General features: G+C 44.5%; 18 protein-coding genes. 9 read left to right on the top strand and 9 right to left on the bottom strand.

From position 1 onward, the window contains the following. Nucleotides 1-187: 187 nt before the first annotated feature. The 4 genes from dnaK (at nt 188) to rsgA (ending at nt 5,836) form a co-directional block, all read left to right on the top strand. Nucleotides 188-2,149 carry a molecular chaperone DnaK gene (gene dnaK, locus V7K32_RS20590; protein ID WP_334995652.1) on the top strand — a complete coding sequence of 654 codons (1,962 nt, stop codon included), beginning with the start codon at nt 188-190 and terminating at the stop codon, nt 2,147-2,149. Nucleotides 2,150-3,354: 1,205 nt separating this feature from the next. Beyond that, nucleotides 3,355-4,482, top strand: coding sequence for a molecular chaperone DnaJ (gene dnaJ / locus V7K32_RS20585; RefSeq protein WP_334995651.1), 1,128 nt, complete (start codon nt 3,355-3,357; stop codon nt 4,480-4,482). Continuing rightward, entirely contained in the window at nt 4,482-4,739 is a 258-nt protein-coding gene (locus V7K32_RS20580) for a sulfurtransferase TusA family protein (protein WP_334879958.1), read from the top strand. The genes dnaJ and V7K32_RS20580 overlap by 1 nt, the downstream gene beginning before the upstream one ends. Beyond that, a complete protein-coding gene (rsgA, locus tag V7K32_RS20575) occupies nt 4,736-5,836 on the top strand; it encodes a small ribosomal subunit biogenesis GTPase RsgA (protein WP_334995650.1) in 1,101 nt (366 codons plus the stop codon). Before V7K32_RS20580 ends, rsgA begins: the two co-directional genes overlap by 4 nt. A gap of 265 nt (nt 5,837-6,101) precedes the next feature. On the opposite strand, the gene V7K32_RS20570 is transcribed toward rsgA, so the two are convergent. The 4 genes from V7K32_RS20570 to V7K32_RS20555 all read right to left on the bottom strand — a co-directional run bounded on the left by V7K32_RS20570 (nt 6,102) and on the right by V7K32_RS20555 (nt 9,553). Beyond that, nucleotides 6,102-6,368: a hypothetical protein gene (locus V7K32_RS20570; protein ID WP_334995649.1), complete on the bottom strand. Its 267-nt coding sequence runs from the start codon at nt 6,366-6,368 to the stop codon at nt 6,102-6,104. Nucleotides 6,369-6,379: 11 nt separating this feature from the next. Beyond that, entirely contained in the window at nt 6,380-6,847 is a 468-nt protein-coding gene (locus V7K32_RS20565; protein ID WP_334995648.1) for a hypothetical protein, read from the bottom strand. Nucleotides 6,848-6,906: 59 nt separating this feature from the next. Beyond that, nucleotides 6,907-7,539, bottom strand: coding sequence for a hypothetical protein (locus tag V7K32_RS20560; RefSeq protein WP_334995647.1), 633 nt, complete (start codon nt 7,537-7,539; stop codon nt 6,907-6,909). 166 nt (nt 7,540-7,705) lie between these two features. Next, nucleotides 7,706-9,553: a hypothetical protein gene (locus V7K32_RS20555; RefSeq protein ID WP_334995646.1), complete on the bottom strand. Its 1,848-nt coding sequence runs from the start codon at nt 9,551-9,553 to the stop codon at nt 7,706-7,708. 687 nt (nt 9,554-10,240) lie between these two features. On the opposite strand from V7K32_RS20555, the gene V7K32_RS20550 reads away from it, so the two are divergent. From V7K32_RS20550 to V7K32_RS20540, 3 genes are all read left to right on the top strand, one after another. Then, nucleotides 10,241-11,830 carry a glycoside hydrolase family 57 protein gene (locus tag V7K32_RS20550; RefSeq protein ID WP_334995645.1) on the top strand — a complete coding sequence of 530 codons (1,590 nt, stop codon included), beginning with the start codon at nt 10,241-10,243 and terminating at the stop codon, nt 11,828-11,830. A gap of 63 nt (nt 11,831-11,893) precedes the next feature. Continuing rightward, nucleotides 11,894-12,091 carry a DUF6888 family protein gene (locus V7K32_RS20545; protein WP_442938778.1) on the top strand — a complete coding sequence of 66 codons (198 nt, stop codon included), beginning with the start codon at nt 11,894-11,896 and terminating at the stop codon, nt 12,089-12,091. After that, nucleotides 12,075-12,272 (top strand): DUF6887 family protein, encoded by a 198-nt coding sequence (locus V7K32_RS20540; protein WP_334995643.1) that lies wholly within the window; start codon nt 12,075-12,077, stop codon nt 12,270-12,272. The genes V7K32_RS20545 and V7K32_RS20540 overlap by 17 nt, the downstream gene beginning before the upstream one ends. A gap of 213 nt (nt 12,273-12,485) precedes the next feature. On the opposite strand, the gene V7K32_RS20535 is transcribed toward V7K32_RS20540, so the two are convergent. From V7K32_RS20535 to petC, 5 genes are all read right to left on the bottom strand, one after another. Continuing rightward, nucleotides 12,486-13,172, bottom strand: a complete 687-nt coding sequence (locus V7K32_RS20535) for a Uma2 family endonuclease (RefSeq protein WP_334995642.1) — start codon at nt 13,170-13,172, stop codon at nt 12,486-12,488. Nucleotides 13,173-13,265: 93 nt separating this feature from the next. After that, nucleotides 13,266-13,868: a hypothetical protein gene (locus V7K32_RS20530; RefSeq protein WP_334995641.1), complete on the bottom strand. Its 603-nt coding sequence runs from the start codon at nt 13,866-13,868 to the stop codon at nt 13,266-13,268. 226 nt (nt 13,869-14,094) lie between these two features. Continuing rightward, nucleotides 14,095-14,445, bottom strand: coding sequence for a DUF6717 family protein (locus V7K32_RS20525; RefSeq protein ID WP_334995640.1), 351 nt, complete (start codon nt 14,443-14,445; stop codon nt 14,095-14,097). A 306-nt stretch (nt 14,446-14,751) separates the two neighbouring features. Beyond that, nucleotides 14,752-15,753 (bottom strand): cytochrome f, encoded by a 1,002-nt coding sequence (petA, locus tag V7K32_RS20520; protein WP_334995639.1) that lies wholly within the window; start codon nt 15,751-15,753, stop codon nt 14,752-14,754. Nucleotides 15,754-15,950: 197 nt separating this feature from the next. Beyond that, nucleotides 15,951-16,490 (bottom strand): cytochrome b6-f complex iron-sulfur subunit, encoded by a 540-nt coding sequence (gene petC, locus V7K32_RS20515; protein WP_334995638.1) that lies wholly within the window; start codon nt 16,488-16,490, stop codon nt 15,951-15,953. Nucleotides 16,491-16,719: 229 nt separating this feature from the next. Here petC and V7K32_RS20510 point away from each other — a divergent pair, with 229 nt between their 5' ends. Next, nucleotides 16,720-17,028 (top strand): DUF3067 family protein, encoded by a 309-nt coding sequence (locus tag V7K32_RS20510; protein WP_334995637.1) that lies wholly within the window; start codon nt 16,720-16,722, stop codon nt 17,026-17,028. Nucleotides 17,029-17,128: 100 nt separating this feature from the next. Then, the gene (locus V7K32_RS20505; RefSeq protein ID WP_334995636.1) at nt 17,129-17,554 is read left to right on the top strand and encodes a hypothetical protein; all 426 of its coding nucleotides are present in this window, start codon (nt 17,129-17,131) and stop codon (nt 17,552-17,554) included. Nucleotides 17,555-17,699 lie beyond the last annotated feature (145 nt).

The raw sequence follows: 17,699 nt of genomic DNA, 5'->3' as shown, positions 1-17,699 counted from the left end.
ATTGAGGGATGGAGAGGATGAGGGAGATAACGAGGATGAGGAGGATGAGGGGGATAAGGAGGAATTTACTCCCTTATCTCCCTCATCTCCCCCTGCTCCCCTACCTTCCCCATTTCTATATGCTGAAGTTTTGAGCTAGTCCGCGACATATTACAGCAGAAAAAACTCGGTAAAAATACTGATAATTATGGGAAAAGTTATTGGGATCGACTTAGGCACTACTAACAGTTGCGTCGCAGTTTTGGAAGGCGGTCAACCACTGGTGATCTCCAATTCTGAAGGTGGACGAACTACTCCAAGTATTGTGGGATTTGGCAAGAGTGGCGATCGCTTGATTGGTCAATTGGCAAAGCGCCAAGCCGTAACCAATGCCGAAAACACAATTTACAGTATTAAACGATTTATCGGGCGGCGTTGGGACGACACTGAAACAGAACGCGATCGCGTCCCCTACAACTGCATCAAAGGTCGAGACGATACCGTTGATGTCCAAATTCGCTCGAAAAACTACACGCCACAAGAATTGTCCGCCATGATCCTGCAAAAGCTTAAGCAGGATGCAGAAAGCTTCTTGGGTGAGGAAGTGACTCAGGCAGTAATTACGGTACCGGCATATTTTACAGATGCCCAAAGACAAGCAACTAAAGATGCTGGCACAATTGCAGGATTAGAAGTCTTGCGAATCATCAATGAACCAACAGCTGCGGCTTTAGCTTTCGGATTGGACAAGCAAGACCAAGAACAGCTAATTTTAGTATTTGACTTGGGAGGCGGAACCTTCGACGTATCGATCCTGCAACTTGGGGATGGCGTTTTTGAAGTTAAAGCAACTAGTGGTAACAATCAACTGGGTGGAGACGACTTTGATAATGCGATCGTCCGTTGGATGATGGAACGCTTCCAGCAACAAGAGAAAATCGACCTTTCCCAAGATAAAATGGCTCTGCAACGCTTGCGGGAAGCAGCAGAAAAGGCAAAAATTGAACTCTCCAGCATGATGAATACCTCCATCAACTTGCCGTTTATCACGGCTGATGACACCGGGCCCAAGCATCTGGAGATGGAACTGAGCCGCTCTAAATTTGAAGAACTGGCACTTAATTTAATTGAAAGTACCATCGAACCAATGATCCAAGCGCTCAAAGATGCGGATCTCAAACCACAAAATATAGATCGGATTATTTTGGTAGGTGGTTCTACCCGTATTCCCGCAGTCCAAAACGCGCTAATTAAGTTTTTCAATGGCAAAGCGCCCGATCGCTCCATCAACCCTGACGAAGCGGTAGCATTGGGAGCGGCTATCCAAGCAGGTGTCTTGGGTGGCGAAGTTGATAATCTCTTACTATTGGATGTCACTCCCCTGTCGTTGGGAATTGAAACTTTGGGTGAAGTGTTCACCAAAATTATTGAACGCAACACCACAATTCCCACTAGTAAGTCACAAATTTTTTCCACAGCAGTTGATGGACAAACCTCGGTAGAAATTCACATCCTCCAAGGTGAACGGGCAATGTCACGAGATAACAAGAGTCTCGGCAAGTTTCTCCTAGCAGGAATTCCCCCATCGCCCCGTGGTGTGCCACAAATTGAAGTATCCTTTGAAATCGATGTCAACGGTATCTTGAAGGTTTCTGCCCAAGATAAAGGTACAGGTAGAGAACACAGTATCAGAATTACCAATACAGGTGGTTTGAGTACCAACGAAGTCGAACGCATGCGCCAAGAGGCTGAAATGTTTTCCGACGAAGATAGAAGACGTAAAGAACTGGTTGAACTCAAAAACCAAGCAGATAATCTGTTATTCAGTTACGAATCCACCATGAAGGATAATAGCAACTTTATCGGCGAGCAAATGAAAACTTTGGCCAGTGAAAAAGTTTCACAACTCCAAGCTGCAATGATTGATTCTAGTATTTCAACTGTGGAATTTAAGCAGCGCTTAGACGACTTCCAACAAACCCTGTTTGCAATTGGTGCTGATGTCTACAATCGAGCTAACAGCCAAAATGAGGAGACTGAAGAGGCTTCAACGAATCTCTTTACCCCACAAGTAGACTCACCAATGAATAATGGCACCCTAATACCACAATTCAACTTTGATTTTGACGAAGAAAGTACTGCCCAAGTTGATTATGAGGCGATAGATTAGGGATTGGGCATTGGGCATTGGGCATTGGGCATTAGTCATTAGTTATTTCTTTCCTTGCCTCCCCTGCCTCCCCTGCCTCCCCTGCCTCCCCTGCCTCCCCTGGCTCCCCTGGCTCCCACTCCCGACTCCCCACTCCCCACTCCCGTAAGTTGCAGATTTTTATTAAGGTACTTTAATATATCTATATATTTAGATTATAAATTTAGCGAAGTTTCACAAGACCCCAGCAGTTTGCTAGATTGTAGAAGCAAATTACTGTGGGCTAGGCAGTGTGCCAGTTCAGATGCACTTCCATTACATAAGGGTGGTTTTCCACACCTAATGGTGCGGCTAGCCCCTCCGGTTGATGGGCGGAGTTTTCCTCTCCTACCTAGCACAATTGTAAAAGAGACAGCCGACTCAGCAGTCAGGAACCCAGCCCTAAAGGGACTGAGCTTGCAAGAGAAATCAAACAAGCTGTGCTGACCAGACCACCCTGAGCGTAGTCGTTCCGGCTAGCGTCTCCGAAGGAGAAGGGTAAACGTTATTTGAGTCACGACAAGAAAGGAATGTGTAGCTAGTTCCCCGCTCTGTCGCTTGTGATTAAACAGTTCTAAGGTCACTGGAACAGTGTTGCAAGCCTAACAAGCTCTTATAACAGGTCGCTCGCGTAGCTTCTCCCAAGGGGAGACGCTAACATTACCCCGCAAGGGAGTTTACATCGTTGCTATGCGTACAAAAAGAAATGTTTGAAATGGTAATTGTCCCGTTGAAAGTGCATTACAAAGGCACAGCAAACAAAGTATTCTCAAGGCGGTAGCAGCATCAAAATATTAAGAATATTGAATGCGGTTCAAACTGCACGTGTCGCTTCCCTATCAGCGCATGAATTGCTGAGTTTCCAACATACCAGATTTTTTTATGAAAAGTCTAAGCAGAGGCTTCCCCTGATCATAACTTCTGTGGCTTTTGTCGTCTCCCACGAGGAAAGCACCTGTTGCTCAAAATTTGTCGGTGATTTTTGTAAAAGGTAAAGGGTAAAATCAGTTATTAACAAAAATTAATTTTATCTTCTGCCTGGACTCAGGCAAGTTGCTCTCTAAAGGATAGTGTGTTACTCCTCCATATATATCATCTGTAGGAAAAACGCTTTTCCATAGGGTAGCAAGTGACCGTCACCTTCTACTGACTTCTGCTTTCTTCCTTCTAACTTTTACCTTTGCTATATGGCCCGCGACTATTATGAAATCCTGGGTGTCTCTCGTGACACCGACAAAGAAGAAATCAAACAAGCCTATCGCCGTTTAGCCCGGAAGTATCACCCAGATGTGAACAAAGAACCCGGGGCGGAGGATCGCTTTAAAGAAATTAACCGCGCTTATGAGGTACTTTCAGAGCCAGAAACCCGCGCTCGTTACGATCGCTTTGGCCCAGAAGGTGTGTCAGGTGCTGGCTCAGGTTTCCAAGATGTCGGCGATATGGGTGGTTTTGCCGATATCTTTGAAAGCATTTTTAGTGGCTTTGCTGGCGGTATGGGTAATCCTACGCAACAAAGACGCCGCAGTGGGCCTGCTAGGGGTGATGACCTACGGCTAGACCTGAAGTTAGACTTTCGGGAAGCGGTATTTGGCGGGGAAAAAGAAATTCGCATTTCCCATCTAGAAAATTGTGAAGTCTGTACCGGTTCTGGTGCTAAACCTGGAACCCGCCCCCGGACTTGTTCGACTTGTACCGGATCGGGTCAAGTGCGCCGTGTTACCAGAACCCCTTTTGGCAGTTTCACTCAAGTTTCGACTTGTCCCACCTGTAATGGGACAGGGATGGTAATTGAAGATAAGTGTGATGCCTGTGATGGTAAGGGCGCAAATCAAGTCACAAAGAAACTCAAAATTACCATTCCGGCTGGGGTGGATAATGGCACACGCTTGCGGATTTCTAGTGAAGGAGATGCCGGCCAACGCAGTGGACCTCCTGGGGATTTATACGTTTACTTGTTCGTAAATGAGGACGAGGAATTCCAACGGGATGGCATTAATATTCTCTCGGAAATCAAACTTAGCTACCTGCAAGCGATTTTAGGTTGTCGGTTAGAGGTAGATACGGTAGATGGGCCTGTGGAACTGATTATTCCGGCTGGAACCCAACCGAATACGGTGATGAAGTTGGAAAATCGCGGCGTACCCCGTTTGGGTAATCCCGTTAGTCGAGGGGATCACATGCTGACAGTATTAATTGATATTCCCACCAAGGTCACCCCTGAGGAGAGGGAACTGTTGGAAAAGCTGGCTAAAATTAAGGGAGATCGCACTGGTAAAGGCGGTCTAGAAGGATTCTTGGGAAATTTATTTAAGTAATGAAGCCCTCTTCTCTTTTAACTCCTGATGCTCAACTTGATTTACGCGGCACTCCTTGCCCAATTAATTTTGTGCGGACAAAACTACGTCTAGAGAAAATGCCATTGGGAGGTTTACTAGAAGTCTGGCTAGACCCTGGTGAGCCGATTGAGCAGGTTCCCGATAGCCTGACAATGGCAGGTTATCAGGTGGAACAAATTACAGACTGTAATAGTTATTTTTCTCTGTTAGTACGCCGTCCAGTTGCTAGCCAATGACAGAGGATTTTGCCGCAACTGGACAGTTATTGGGTACAGTGGTGGCTGTACAGGCTAATTTTTACCGAGTACAGCTGGATCAACAGGATAGGGAGATGAGGGAGCATGATCCTCCTCTTCCCCATCCCCCTGATCTCCTGCTTCTCTGTACTCGCCGAACACGCCTGAAAAAAATCGGACAACAGGTGATGGTGGGCGATCGCGTTGTGGTAGAAGAACCAGATTGGGCTGGGGGACGGGGTGCGATCGCTGATGTTTTACCCCGCCACAGCGAATTAGATCGTCCAGCGATCGCCAATGTCAACCAAATCCTATTGGTATTTGCCGTTGCCGATCCACCTTTGGAACCTTATCAACTCAGTCGGTTTCTGATTAAGGCTGAGTCTACTGGTTTAGATGTGCTTTTATGCTTGAATAAAAGTGATTTAATTTCACCACCAGAACAGCAGCAAGTTAGCGATCGCCTCCTCGGTTGGGGCTATGAACCAATATTTATCAGTGTTAAAGATGGTATAAATACCGAGCAAGCAGCCAGATATTTGAGCAATAAAATTACTGTAATTGCTGGGCCTTCCGGTGTTGGTAAATCCAGCCTGATTAATTCGCTGATTGACTCTCTTCGCCTGCGAGTGGGAGAAGTTTCTGGAAAACTAGCTCGTGGTCGTCATACGACTCGCCATATAGAATTATTTGAGTTGCCTAGCGGTGGAATGCTTGCTGATACTCCCGGCTTTAATCAGCCGGACATGGATTGTAACCCAGAAGAATTAATCCATTATTTTCCAGAAGCCAGAAAGCGGTTAGCAGTTGCTAGCTGTCGGTTTAGTGATTGTCTGCATCGAGACGAGCCTGAGTGTGTGGTGCGGGGAGATTGGGAACGATATGAACATTATTTAGAATTTTTGGATGCAGCGATCGCACATCAAACTCAGCTGCACCAACAAGCTGATCCAGAATCCACCATGAAGTTAAAAAGCAAAAGCAAAGGCAAAGGGCAGAGTCAATACGAACCCAAGTTAGAAAGTAAAAAATATCGCCGAATTTCTCGGAAAACTCAGTTACAGGACTTGCAGGAATTATATCGGGATGAAGAATAAGCAGTGCGAATGACTTCTATTGGGACTTAGACAAAAAGTAGCCAGAAAAAACATATTTAATTTCACCACATGTCTAAAGCAATACTTCGGACAAAAATTGAGCAGGTTTTAGACTTCAAACCCTAATTCTGCCGTAGGCGGGATATTATTTTCAAAGTCAGATGTGGAGCTAACTTTGAAAAAATAGCTCGATCCTGAAACCGTGAGTACTGAAAGCCTTTTGAAATTGGTCAAAAAAATGTCCGAAGTATTGTAAAGGAAGACTTTACTTTGTAACTGGCTTTGCCACAGGATCGGCTTTTTGGGCGATCGGTGCAACTTTCATCTGACTGCAAGTCTTGATCCAAAATGTAACTGTTCGGGTTTCTGGATTGCGGGAATCACAGGTTTGTGAGTTTAAGGGCTGATTGGCAAACTTTGGGTTAGCACTTACCCGCAGTATAGCGATCGGTACTGTCACTCCAAAGGCAACCATCAATCCGATCCAGCCCAAGATATATCGGTGCATCCTAGTAGTTGAATTTTGCATCACAATTAGCACTCCTACATCAACGACAGCCAAGGGAACAACGGATGCCACGCCATAGCTGTTGCTAGCGTGAACAACCCTAACAGCCAAATCAATAAAGTCCGCGGCTTCACCTGTCGATGCTTCAACACCTGATGCAGCACTGCCCAACTGACCCACCAACCGATAAAAAACATCATTTCCTTACCAGCGTAGTTTTCCAGGTTGCCCCACATCGGGTCACGGTTCATCGCCCCTGGAATCCAGCTACCCATCTGAATCACAATCTGATTGTTTGGTTTGGAAAGCTCGGCAAAGTGGTGAGTTGCCATCATCGCAACGGCTCCCACACCGCCGCTAATTAGAGCCGCAGCAGCCGGGCCAGAAACGGCGGGTGGAGCAGATGAACCAGCATGGAGTCCTTTGGGAAACTGCTTGAACCCGTTCCAGAAGCGAGTGTAAATTGGCTCACTCCCCACGGGTTGAACCAGAGGTTTTGGCATGATAGATTTTCCTAAATGAATTGAAATTGCCACTGTTTGGGCTGGAGAAGATTATTGGACTAGAGGGCGTGGACTTTGGCGATCGCTAATCCTGATACCAAGCCTCCCATTGCAAAAAACATCATCCCCATCAAAGCCACACAGGTTGCTGTCAATACCGGACGATTTTGTTTATCTAAAATCGAGTCGCCGTAGTGCCATAAAATCCAGGTACAGGCGACCCCCAACGGTAGCGTAAACAGACAGCTAAATTCGTGAAATTCCATGAAAATGTATTGAACTAGGGGCGTGTTCGCCTTCAGCCAAGCCCGCGCCCCACCATAGGCAATGTTGGCTCGGTAACGGGCATAGGCGATATTGCCCGTGAAGATCCCAAGGCTAGTAATCACGGTAGACCAAAAGGTTAAGGTTCGCATTTGGGGCAGCACTTTGCTCGATCCCCGCAGTAAGGGAAATGCCAGATGTCCTGTGTATGCGACCACTACTGTGGTTAGTAGGGCACTGAAACTGTGGATTGTTCCTAGCGATCGCTGCCACGGACTGGGGTGAAGTAAATTGACCAAGGGCAAAAACAAGAACAAGCCCCCAGAGAGAATCGCCAAACCATAGACACTGACAGTGGCGATGTCTAGCTGTCTAGGGAACTCAGGAGAAACACTTTTTGATAGTAATTGAAATTTGGACTCTTGCATAGATAAACTCGAATTGAATTTTAGATTTTGGATTTTGGATTCAAGCCAATCAAGTTTAGATTTGCGAGCCAAAATCCAAAATTGTTTTCTAATCCCTATTTCACTAAGTAATTCGGTGGGAATAAACGAAATGTAAACAGGCTTAAAACCCTTACGAATGACCAACTTAAGCGATATTCAGCACATAAGAGCGAGTCCCCGTGCTGATGGTCGGGGTTGGGGTCGAGGTATCTTCGTAGGTGTAAGTTCCAGTCGCCACGATTTGCCCGAATTCGTTGATGCTGGTGGCGCTGGTCAACGTCACTACTGATCCGTTATAGGTAAGTGGTGTGGTTATCAAGTTGTTCAGATCAGTCAGGACACCGTTGCTCCAAACGTAAGCATGATTCGTACCTGCGGCGATTTGGGAAGCCCCGACTACTTGACCGAATTCGTTGATGCTGTTGACGGAACCTGTGTTACCGCCCAAGCTACCGATCGCGGTAAATGTGCCGTCTGTCTGAAGTAAGAATGGCGTACTGGTAGCGGTGGCTCCAGTTCCATTACTAGTGGAGCCAATGATCTCACCGCCGTTGTTGATGTCTCGCAGGGTGGCTTGTTCTGCACCAAAAGTACCAAGGTTGGTGAGTTGATACGCACCGTTAACATCTTTCTCCCACAGAATGGCGGTGTTCTTAGTCACGCCATCCAAAATTCCGTCGCTATCCACATAGCCAACGATTTGACCACTTTCGTTAACTCCTCTGGCTGTGCCGCCATCGCCGCCCAGTTCTGCCAAGCCTGTTACCACACCATTTTCCCGGTAGAGTGGCTTGTCAAACTCTTGTGCATCGATGTTGCGACCAACGATCAGGTTGCTCTCATTGGTGTCAAAGAAGTAACTTTCTACCTTGCCAAAGTCGTTAATTGTCAGGTTGTAAGTGCCGTTGTTGTCCTTTTCCCAGAGGAGGGCGCGATCGGTAGGTTTAGGAATCGGTTGCCGCACTTCATCACCCGTTCCCAGGATAATGCCGCGATCGCTGATGGTGTTCACATTGGGTGTGAGCAAAGTAATGGTTTCGCCGGATGCTGCACCAAAATCGGATTGACCGTTTTTCACCCCAGTGCTAGTTAGGGCTGTCAAGGTGCCGTTTTCCCAAATGAAGCCTTGACGCACGGGGTTCTTGGGCTGCACTACACCAGTTGTAGCGTTCGTATTCGTGAAAGTTGCACCAGTGTCAAAGCGTCCGGCGATTTGTCCGAAGTCGTTAATCGAAGCCGCGTTGACTGCACCGTTCGGGTTAGTACTCAAAGAACCCAAATCCGTTGCTTGATAACGGTAAAGCGGGCCATTGTCTACCAAAGCCTGTGATCCATCTGCAACACCTTTGAGGGTTGCCAGTAGATCGCGTCCAGTAAATACTAGGGTGTCGGCGCGATCGCTAGCAAAGCTGAGAGATTTACCCACGAGGCTTTCTCCCAAGCGCAATTTATCGGATGTGATGTTAAAGCCAGTCACAGTAACGGAGCCTGCACCGCCTTCTAGGATCAGCTTGTCGTTGCCGGTGCTGCCAAGGTACAAAGAGTCTTTGCCTGTACCTGCATTGATGACGTTGTTACCTGCCCCAGCATAAATTGTGTCGTTGCCCTTGCCTGAGTAGATCGTATCGTTCCCTATACCTGCGTAGATGACATCGTTACCTGCCCTGCTTACGATGCGGTTATTGCCTTGGCCTGCATTGATGACGTTGTTCCCACCACCTGCATCAATGAAATCACTGCTACCACCAGAGTAAATGACATCATTACCCAACCCAGTGGTGATCAGGTTTACCCCTTCCCCTGCAAAGACGATGCTTCTACCGTTGGCAGTAATCACATCATCCCCCGGCGTGCCGTAGATCGGGGTACTGGAGCAGGAGTGAGGGGGGCGGAAATCTAGGGGTGATGATGCGGTGTCAAATATACCTAAATCTTCGGTGCCACTGCCAGGAAATGAGGTAGATAAATTGTTGAAGTTGGTATTGGATGTCATTGAGAATATTTCCGAAAAATTGGTGTAATTAACTTGCAACAGAACCTGCCCCAGTCTGCGATCGCTGATCATTCAGCATCAAGCAGGTTTCTGAGGTCAAATATATCGATGTAGATACTGCCAAAGTAATTGAGACTATCTATATTCGATTTACTGAGAAAAAACTCAATATTTTGCCAAGACAAATTTCACACAGCACAAAATTTGACACACTAATGCATCAATCAGAATGTGCTTTGAGCATAATTCGTAGGCGCAAAAGCCTTATTGGTTGAATTAGTAACTCTTGAGAGTTAATCCCAACTATCACTTTTGAGACAATACTACTCATTGAGAACTTATGTCAATAGATTGAATAAAATTCTTAGGTAATCTCTATGTTGTCAACTGGAGAAAGTAATAAGTATATTTTTTAGCTGAAAATTATTAAATAATAATTATTATTGCAAGACTATCTCATCAGTTTTAGATTTATAATTTGCGATCGCGTAGCGTAAATCAGATAAAATCATTTTTGTCAATATAATTAGGCTAAAAATTAACCACTTTAACATTGGTGTGCCCTTACACACACTATGATTTAACTCAATTGAAAACTGCTCTTATCGATCCCCATAAGTCTTAAAATATTGTTAATTTCAGCCAACCTCTCGACCTTCAACTTACAAGTATCACCCCAAAATCACTATGGCTATCGGCTACGTCGCGCTTGTACTCCACGCACATCTGCCCTTCGTTCGTCACCCGGAAAGTGACTACGTGCTGGAGGAAGAATGGCTCTATGAAGCCATCACAGAAACCTACATTCCATTATTGAAAGTATTTGAAGGCTTAAAGCGAGACGGTATCGACTTTAAAATCACGATGAGTATGACACCACCTCTAGTGTCGATGCTTCGTGATCCTCTGCTGCAAGAACGCTATGACGCACACTTGACTCAACTAGAAGAACTTATAGCACTAGAAGCAGAACATAATGTCAATAACGGACATCTTCATTATTTAGCCGAACATTACATTACTGAGTTTAAAGAAGCGCGTCAGCTATGGGAACGCAATCAAGGTGACTTGGTGACAGCTTTTAAGCAGTTCCAAGACAGTAACAACCTGGAAATTATCACTTGCGGTGCTACTCACGGCTATTTGCCGTTGATGAAAATGTATCCAGAAGCGGTGTGGGCGCAAATTCAGGTAGCTTGCGAACATTACGAACAAACCTTTGGACAACCGCCCAGAGGCATTTGGTTGCCGGAATGCGCCTACTATGAAGGTTTAGATCGGATGCTAGCCGATGCTGGGTTACGCTACTTCCTTACTGATGGGCATGGCATCCTTTACGCCCGTCCGCGTCCGCGCTTTGGCACTTATGCCCCAATTTATACAGAAACTGGTGTTGCTGTCTTTGGTCGAGATCATGAATCTTCCCAACAGGTATGGTCTTCTGAAGTGGGCTATCCTGGGGCGGCAGAATATCGAGAATTTTACAAAGATTTGGGCTGGGAAGCAGAGTATGAGTATATCAAACCCTACATCATGCCCAATGGTCAGAGGAAAAATACGGGCATTAAGTATCACAAAATTACAGGGCGTGGCTTAGGACTTTCAGATAAGGCACTTTACGATCCGTATTGGGCTAGGGAAAAGGCCGCAGAACACGCTGATAACTTTATGTATAACCGAGAGCGGCAATCTGAGCATCTTTATGGTATAATGCAGCGCCCGCCAATTATCGTTTCACCTTATGACGCAGAGTTATTTGGACATTGGTGGTATGAAGGCCCCTGGTTCATCGATTACCTATTCCGCAAGTCATGGTATGACCAAAAAACATATCAAATGACCCATTTAGCAGACTATTTGCGAGATCAGCCAACTCAGCAAGTCTGTCGCCCTTCGCAGTCGAGTTGGGGTTTCAAGGGTTTCCACGAATATTGGTTGAATGAAACGAACGCGTGGGTTTATCCGCATTTGCACAAAGCTGCTGAACGGATGATTGAAATATCGCATTTGGAACCAGAGGATGAATTGCAGTTGAAAGCGCTTAACCAAGCGGCGCGGGAATTGTTATTAGCACAATCTTCTGACTGGGCATTTATTATGCGGACGGGAACAATGGTACCCTATGCAATTAGACGGACGCGATCGCACCTGATGCGCTTTAATAAGCTCTATGAAGACGTTAAAATCGGCAAAGTTGACAGTGGTTGGTTAGAAAAAGTCGAGTTAATGGATAATATCTTCCCCGAAATCAACTATCGCGTCTATCGTCCGCTATAGTCTCACAAAAAATAATCAACATTAGTAGGGTGGGCATTGCTCACCCTATATTAGTAGTGAGGAGTGTTTATTTTACCAACAACAGAGCAAGCCTTAGCCTGTGTAAGGGTTTGCCAAATGCTGTCAAATCTTTACAAAGACATCCGCTTATTTCGATTTGACGACAAAATCGGAGAAATTTACATTTTATCTGCGGATGAACTGCAAATCATTGTTTATCCCAATGGCGAATGGGAGTTTGTCAATGAACCCGAATTATGAGCAAATGAGTTTTACAGAGTTGAGAGCTTATATCGTGGAAAACCGTGAAGATATTGAAGCTGTACGTTTTCTGATGAGCAAACGCGACCCTAATTCTCCAAAGTATCCTATGCCTGTTACCGAAGCTGATATGCAAGCCCAGATGGAAATCATCAGGCGTAAGATTAACGGAGAACTTTGAGATTATTGTCTAATTTCACTAAGAAACGTGAATTAAATAAAATGCAAAACTTCATCCTCTATTTAGCTTCCCTCTCCAATATATCGGAGAGGGATTGAGGGTGAGGTAAGCTTTCGGACATAAATTGTATGTGATTTAATTCTTATTCCTAAGCATAATTAGGGTGGGTGAATCATACTCACCCTATTATTTTATTAACACTGCCGGATTTAGCTAAAGGCTATCTGGATCAATATTCAATTCTCGAAGTTTAGCAGCTAATCTTTGTGCTTTATCTTCTGCGGCTTGTCGTGCAGCTGCTTCCTCTTCATGAGTTAAGAGTGTTTCACCAGTCGCTGGATTGTAAAAACGCAGTTTTCCTGCTTCTAGGCGTAACTCTAGCCCCAAAACTTCACTGGGTAAGGAAACTGTACCATCTGGCAGGGTATTAGTTGCCACTGGGAAATAATTCCCATCGACCAAGTGTAAACCCTGGAGTTGGGGATTAAGATAATCGCCTGTGGGGTCATATTGGAAATATTCACGCACTCCCAGAAAGGCATAAATTCCTTTCTTTGCCCCTTGGTCTTTGCTGCGGGTGCTTTTTGAGGTAATCTCTAGAACAAAATCTGGGGTTTGATTATTTTCTTCCCAGGTTTTGTAAGAGGGTCTATCATGGTTTTCCACTCCAAACACCACAAATACATCTGGGGCTACGACTGATTCTGGATAACCTTTTTCGTAGTAAATAAATAGATTACCAGCGACGTATACATCTGGGTGATTTTGGAAATAAATCTTTAGCGCATTTCTTGCATAAGTCAAGTAACTGCACTGGATATCACCTTCAGCCATCGGCTTACCATCCTCATCTGGGTACTCAATCAGGGTAACGGGGATATACTCTACTGAGGCTGTCATGGGTTAATACCTCAACTCAACTAGGGCTAGATTTAATTTAACCTTGTTTTAAGTTGTAGGTACTGCACATCAATTTAATTATCAGACTTTAACTTATGCATCAAACCAGAAAATTATTCTAATCTCATCAGGAGATCCTAATTTGAGAAGTTCTTCAATAAACTCTTCAGAACAACCTACATATTCTTTATAACTTGTCACCCAAGATACTTCAGTTGTTTCAGGTTCTTGTTTCCAGTTTGGCAGCACAAAATAGAGCTTTTCTCCTACTGGAAACTCAGCCGGAAACGAGGCACTATCCTGAAACAAGTGTGCATACTGATGTTTTACGTGTGCCCATTGAGTTACATACTGATTGTCCCAATCATAATCTATAATCTCTTGAAGCAATAACCAAGAATGTCCAAAGTCCAAACCACATTGGTTTTCTAAAAAATATTTCTTGTAGAAATCATTCATATCTTCAGGAAAACCTCGTGGTTCTGAAATCGGCTCTACGACAGCGTACATTGTCCGGCGTAGATTATCTTGACAAACGCCAGCAAGTGCCGCAAATAATTTATAGGGTCGTACAATTTCAGTAGATTCTACAGGTACAGTTTTTCCTTTAGACCATTCTTTTTTTGCAGGTTCGGGAATCGGTTCCCACTTTCCATTTCGATGAGTCTCTGCGTAAAGAGTAATATCTATCCCCATACTTATAACTTTAAATACAGCTACTAATCATTTAGCGTTTGGTACATTGCCTAATCTAATAAATTGATAAAAAAGCCATTAATCTATAATTACATCAGCTAGGAAATTATCCATTTAATTGCTCATTTATTGAGTATAAGGAATTAGCTCAGAAGGGTTCTGCATAGCATCCTTCATCAAAAAGTCAAGGAAAAGTTTCATCATAATGCCGTCATCTTCATCAACATTATCGGTTTATTTTCGCTTTGAATTGAGCGTAAAATTCTTTAGGAGCTTCATCGAAATACTTAAATAGAGCAGGGCAGAGCCATCCTTCCCGATCTAAATCTGCACTGTAATACCAGTTACCTCCATATTCTTCACGCTGCCAGTCAAACTTGAGTTGATAGCCAGGAAAGGGAGACGCAGAAAATACCAAACTGAACCCTGACTCTGCATCTGCAATTTGTGCCACCATTCTTTCGATAATTTCGTCTGCCCCCGCCACGAAAGGCTCTTGAACTAGACCTACCTTGTCATCGTCAAACACCCACATCTCGCCGAACTTATAGGGATGAATAACCATGATTGAATTCATAAAGTTTACTAGCAGTTAATACCGTTTCATTTTAATAATGATACAAATAGGTTGGTAGGATTACAGTAATTAGTATATAGCGGTTTTCGATTGCGTGAGGTACAGTTTTGACCTCTCTCCTAAAAGGAGAGAGGCTTTGAATTTTTCCCCCTTCCCGCGACGAGTTGGGGGTTAGGTCTGTCTGCATACCTGTACCTCACCAAATTGAAAATGGCTATATAGTCCCAAATTTCCAGGTTTCGTGTAACTAATATTAAAAAAGACAGGCAAGATGCCTGTCCTACAAGTAATGATTTAGCAGAAAATTTAGAAATTCATTTCAGCAGCTTGAACTTTCTCAATCTGCTTCTTCTTCAGCACAAGCATAACTTGAGCTAACATTACAAGAGCGATGAACGCAATCATCCATTGAACTCTGGAAGCGTCTTGCAATACGATTTCTGCATCTTGTTGACCGAAGCCACCGACATTGGGGTTGCCGGTCAAAGCTTCACCAGTCTTAACTGCTTGCCCTTCGGAAACAATTAGTTCTGGCCCTAAAGGAATCGTATCAACGACAACATCACCAGATTCAGGTTGGATGTTGACTAGATATTTAACGTTACCGTCTCCATCTTCTTCTTTGGCAATCTTGGTAATTGTGCCAGTAGCGGAAGCATTGTAGACAGTGTTGTTGCTCTTTTCGCCAGTGGGATAAACTTGTCCGCGGCCCCGGTTAGCACCTAAGTGAACTGAATATTTACCGAAGTGGATATTTTTGTCAGTTCCAGGGTTAGGAGAAAGAACAGGGAAGATGATTTCTTGATACTGTTCACCTGGTAAGGGGCCGACGATGACGACGTTTTCTTTGTCTTCGCTGTAGGATTGGAAGGGAGTGTCGCCAACTTCTTTTTTAAGTTCTTCAGAAAGACGATCTTCGGGAGCAATCTTAAAGCCTTCAGGTAGCATCAGTACAGCGCCGACGTTCAAGCCAACCTTAGAACCATCGGCACCAACTTGCTGGGCGCTAAGATCGTAAGGGATTTTTACCACGGCTTTGAATACAGTGTCAGGTAGCACCGATTGGGGAACTTCCACTTCTGTCGGCTTGGCTGCTAGGTGACAGTTGGCACAAACAATCCGCCCGGTTGGTTCGCGGGGAGTTTCGGGATAGGTTTGCTGTGCCCAAAAGGGATAGGCGGCAGCTGATTGGGGAAGGGCTAGATCGCTGGTGAAGTAAAATGTCACAGTAGCGATCGCTATGAGCAATGTTTTTACGATCGCTCTAGCACTGCGAGTTAACCTCGCTCTTAAGAAAACATTTCTCATCTCTAATAAGGGCAACGATTGAATTAGTCATTAGTCATTGGTCATTAGGAGTTAGGAGTTAGGAGTTAGGAGTTAGAAGTTAGGAGTTAGGAGTTAGGAGTTACTATTATCTCCTCTGCCCTTTTGCCCCTCCGATCCTCTACTTCCTCACTCCCTTACTCAGAACTCATAACTCAGCACTCATAACTCAGCACTGATTAAGCCCACCAAGCTGCATCGCCGGTGCGGAAGTCGGTTTCAGTCCAAGGGGTCAAAACGATTTTGTCGTCTTTTACATTGGTATGGGCTAAAGGTAAAGACAACGGTGCTGGGCCCCGAATAACTTTACCAGTTTCGTCATACTGGGAACCATGACAAGGACACTTAAACTTGTTCTCTGCAATGTTCCAGGGGACTACACAACCTAAGTGGGTGCAGATGGCGTTAATGCCATAATCTTTGATCGCTTCTTTGCTATCTACCACAATATAGGTAGGATCTCCCTTTAGTCCTTGGACTAGGTTGCGATCGCCTGCATTCCGGTTTTCTAGAAATTTAGCGACGCTAACATCGTTACCTAGCTCGTCTTTTGCTGTTACACCGCCACCAGCACCACCAGTTGCGGGTGGAATAAAGTAGTTGACAACGGGATACAATGCACCCAGAGCTACTCCAGTGACAGTCCCAAAAGTAAGCAGATTCATGAACTGACGACGCCCCATATCCGGCACGTCTGCTGATTCAGAAAATTGAGCCATAATCTACGCGCTCTTTGTGTATTTTGTTAAGCATTTTGACAAAAGTACTAATACTTGAGGAACTCTTGTCTAAGTCGAAATGCTAGCGCTCACAACGATGCCATACTTCTTTGTTCCAAGATATAAAAAGCATCTTTTCTGTTAGCATTACATTTCTTTATATCCTTATCATACTGGAGTCACGGAACTTAACATCATAACTAAATGTAAAATCTGATTGAGAAAAGCTATGACAGGACAGGAATTACGTCAGATGTTGCTTGATAAGTGGGGATATTCTTATGATGTCCAGTTTCGAAGGACACAAGGAAAGATATTTTTGCAAGTCATGTGGAAATACCTGGAGCAAGCTTCTTTTCCCTTAAGCGAGGCGGAGTACCAAGAGCATCTTGACAGCATTGCTAATTATCTTCATGCCTTGGGTGGGTCAACACAGGTACAAACTTTTATTTCCCAAACCCGCGATCGCCCCCGCCTCGGCAAAGCTGTTAGCATTCCTCTGGATTTGGGTGAACGTTCTTCGGAATGGATATTATGACCCACTATTGCATTAGCATTAATAATTTTCTCAGTAATTATAGTGTTTTTTATACAAAAATACCTTTCTAAAAGATATTGACAATTTGGAGAAAACTCAAATGAGCCGCCAACCATTGCTAGACCCAAATCGCTCGTATACTTTTAGTAATTACTTTGAGTTAGGGTTTGCGGTTGACGATTTAGTTGCTGAATTTGGCTATTCCTTCGAGCGGAAATTTCTTGATTTACCACAATATTCTGGCGCATTAGACCGACTTAGTGACCTCAAGCAGCGAATTGAGGAAGTTTTACCATACATAGATTTGGAGAACGAAGCTACACGCCGGGAAATGCTAATTGTGCCAATTGTCACCGATTTAATTCACTATTCCCGTGCTAAATTACGAATTGAATACACTATCAAAGTTGATAACCGGCTTCAAGGTAATTTTGATTATTTCCTCAGAACACAAACTAATTTAATTGTGATTGAAGCCAAACAAGCAGATATAAATAGGGGATTTACACAACTGGCAACGAGATGATAGCTCTTGACAGGTGGACTGATTCCACTCAAGCAGAAATATTAGGAGCATTGACACTCCCCGCTCTAAAGAGACGGGGATTCTTTAATCAAAGACATGACTTGCTCATGCAGGTTTTCACCAACAAGAGTAGAGGACTCATCTC

Origin of the sequence: Nostoc sp., from assembly GCF_036917635.1 — a bacterium.
Classification (GTDB): Bacteria; Cyanobacteriota; Cyanobacteriia; order Cyanobacteriales; family Nostocaceae; genus Nostoc.
This window is presented reverse-complemented; position numbering and strand designations above follow the sequence as displayed.

Excerpts from the sequence above, each read along its gene's own strand:
- dnaK (WP_334995652.1), top strand. The coding sequence starts at position 188 with ATGGGAAAAGTTATTGGGATCGACTTAGGCACTACTAACAGTTGCGTC.
- dnaJ (WP_334995651.1), top strand. The coding sequence starts at position 3,355 with ATGGCCCGCGACTATTATGAAATCCTGGGTGTCTCTCGTGACACCGAC.
- V7K32_RS20580 (WP_334879958.1), top strand. The coding sequence starts at position 4,482 with ATGAAGCCCTCTTCTCTTTTAACTCCTGATGCTCAACTTGATTTACGC.
- rsgA (WP_334995650.1), top strand. The coding sequence starts at position 4,736 with ATGACAGAGGATTTTGCCGCAACTGGACAGTTATTGGGTACAGTGGTG.
- V7K32_RS20565 (WP_334995648.1), bottom strand. The coding sequence starts at position 6,847 with ATGCCAAAACCTCTGGTTCAACCCGTGGGGAGTGAGCCAATTTACACT.
- V7K32_RS20560 (WP_334995647.1), bottom strand. The coding sequence starts at position 7,539 with ATGCAAGAGTCCAAATTTCAATTACTATCAAAAAGTGTTTCTCCTGAG.
- V7K32_RS20555 (WP_334995646.1), bottom strand. The coding sequence starts at position 9,553 with ATGACATCCAATACCAACTTCAACAATTTATCTACCTCATTTCCTGGC.
- V7K32_RS20550 (WP_334995645.1), top strand. The coding sequence starts at position 10,241 with ATGGCTATCGGCTACGTCGCGCTTGTACTCCACGCACATCTGCCCTTC.
- V7K32_RS20540 (WP_334995643.1), top strand. The coding sequence starts at position 12,075 with ATGAACCCGAATTATGAGCAAATGAGTTTTACAGAGTTGAGAGCTTAT.
- V7K32_RS20535 (WP_334995642.1), bottom strand. The coding sequence starts at position 13,172 with ATGACAGCCTCAGTAGAGTATATCCCCGTTACCCTGATTGAGTACCCA.
- V7K32_RS20530 (WP_334995641.1), bottom strand. The coding sequence starts at position 13,868 with ATGGGGATAGATATTACTCTTTACGCAGAGACTCATCGAAATGGAAAG.
- V7K32_RS20525 (WP_334995640.1), bottom strand. The coding sequence starts at position 14,445 with ATGAATTCAATCATGGTTATTCATCCCTATAAGTTCGGCGAGATGTGG.
- petA (WP_334995639.1), bottom strand. The coding sequence starts at position 15,753 with ATGAGAAATGTTTTCTTAAGAGCGAGGTTAACTCGCAGTGCTAGAGCG.
- petC (WP_334995638.1), bottom strand. The coding sequence starts at position 16,490 with ATGGCTCAATTTTCTGAATCAGCAGACGTGCCGGATATGGGGCGTCGT.
- V7K32_RS20510 (WP_334995637.1), top strand. The coding sequence starts at position 16,720 with ATGACAGGACAGGAATTACGTCAGATGTTGCTTGATAAGTGGGGATAT.
- V7K32_RS20505 (WP_334995636.1), top strand. The coding sequence starts at position 17,129 with ATGAGCCGCCAACCATTGCTAGACCCAAATCGCTCGTATACTTTTAGT.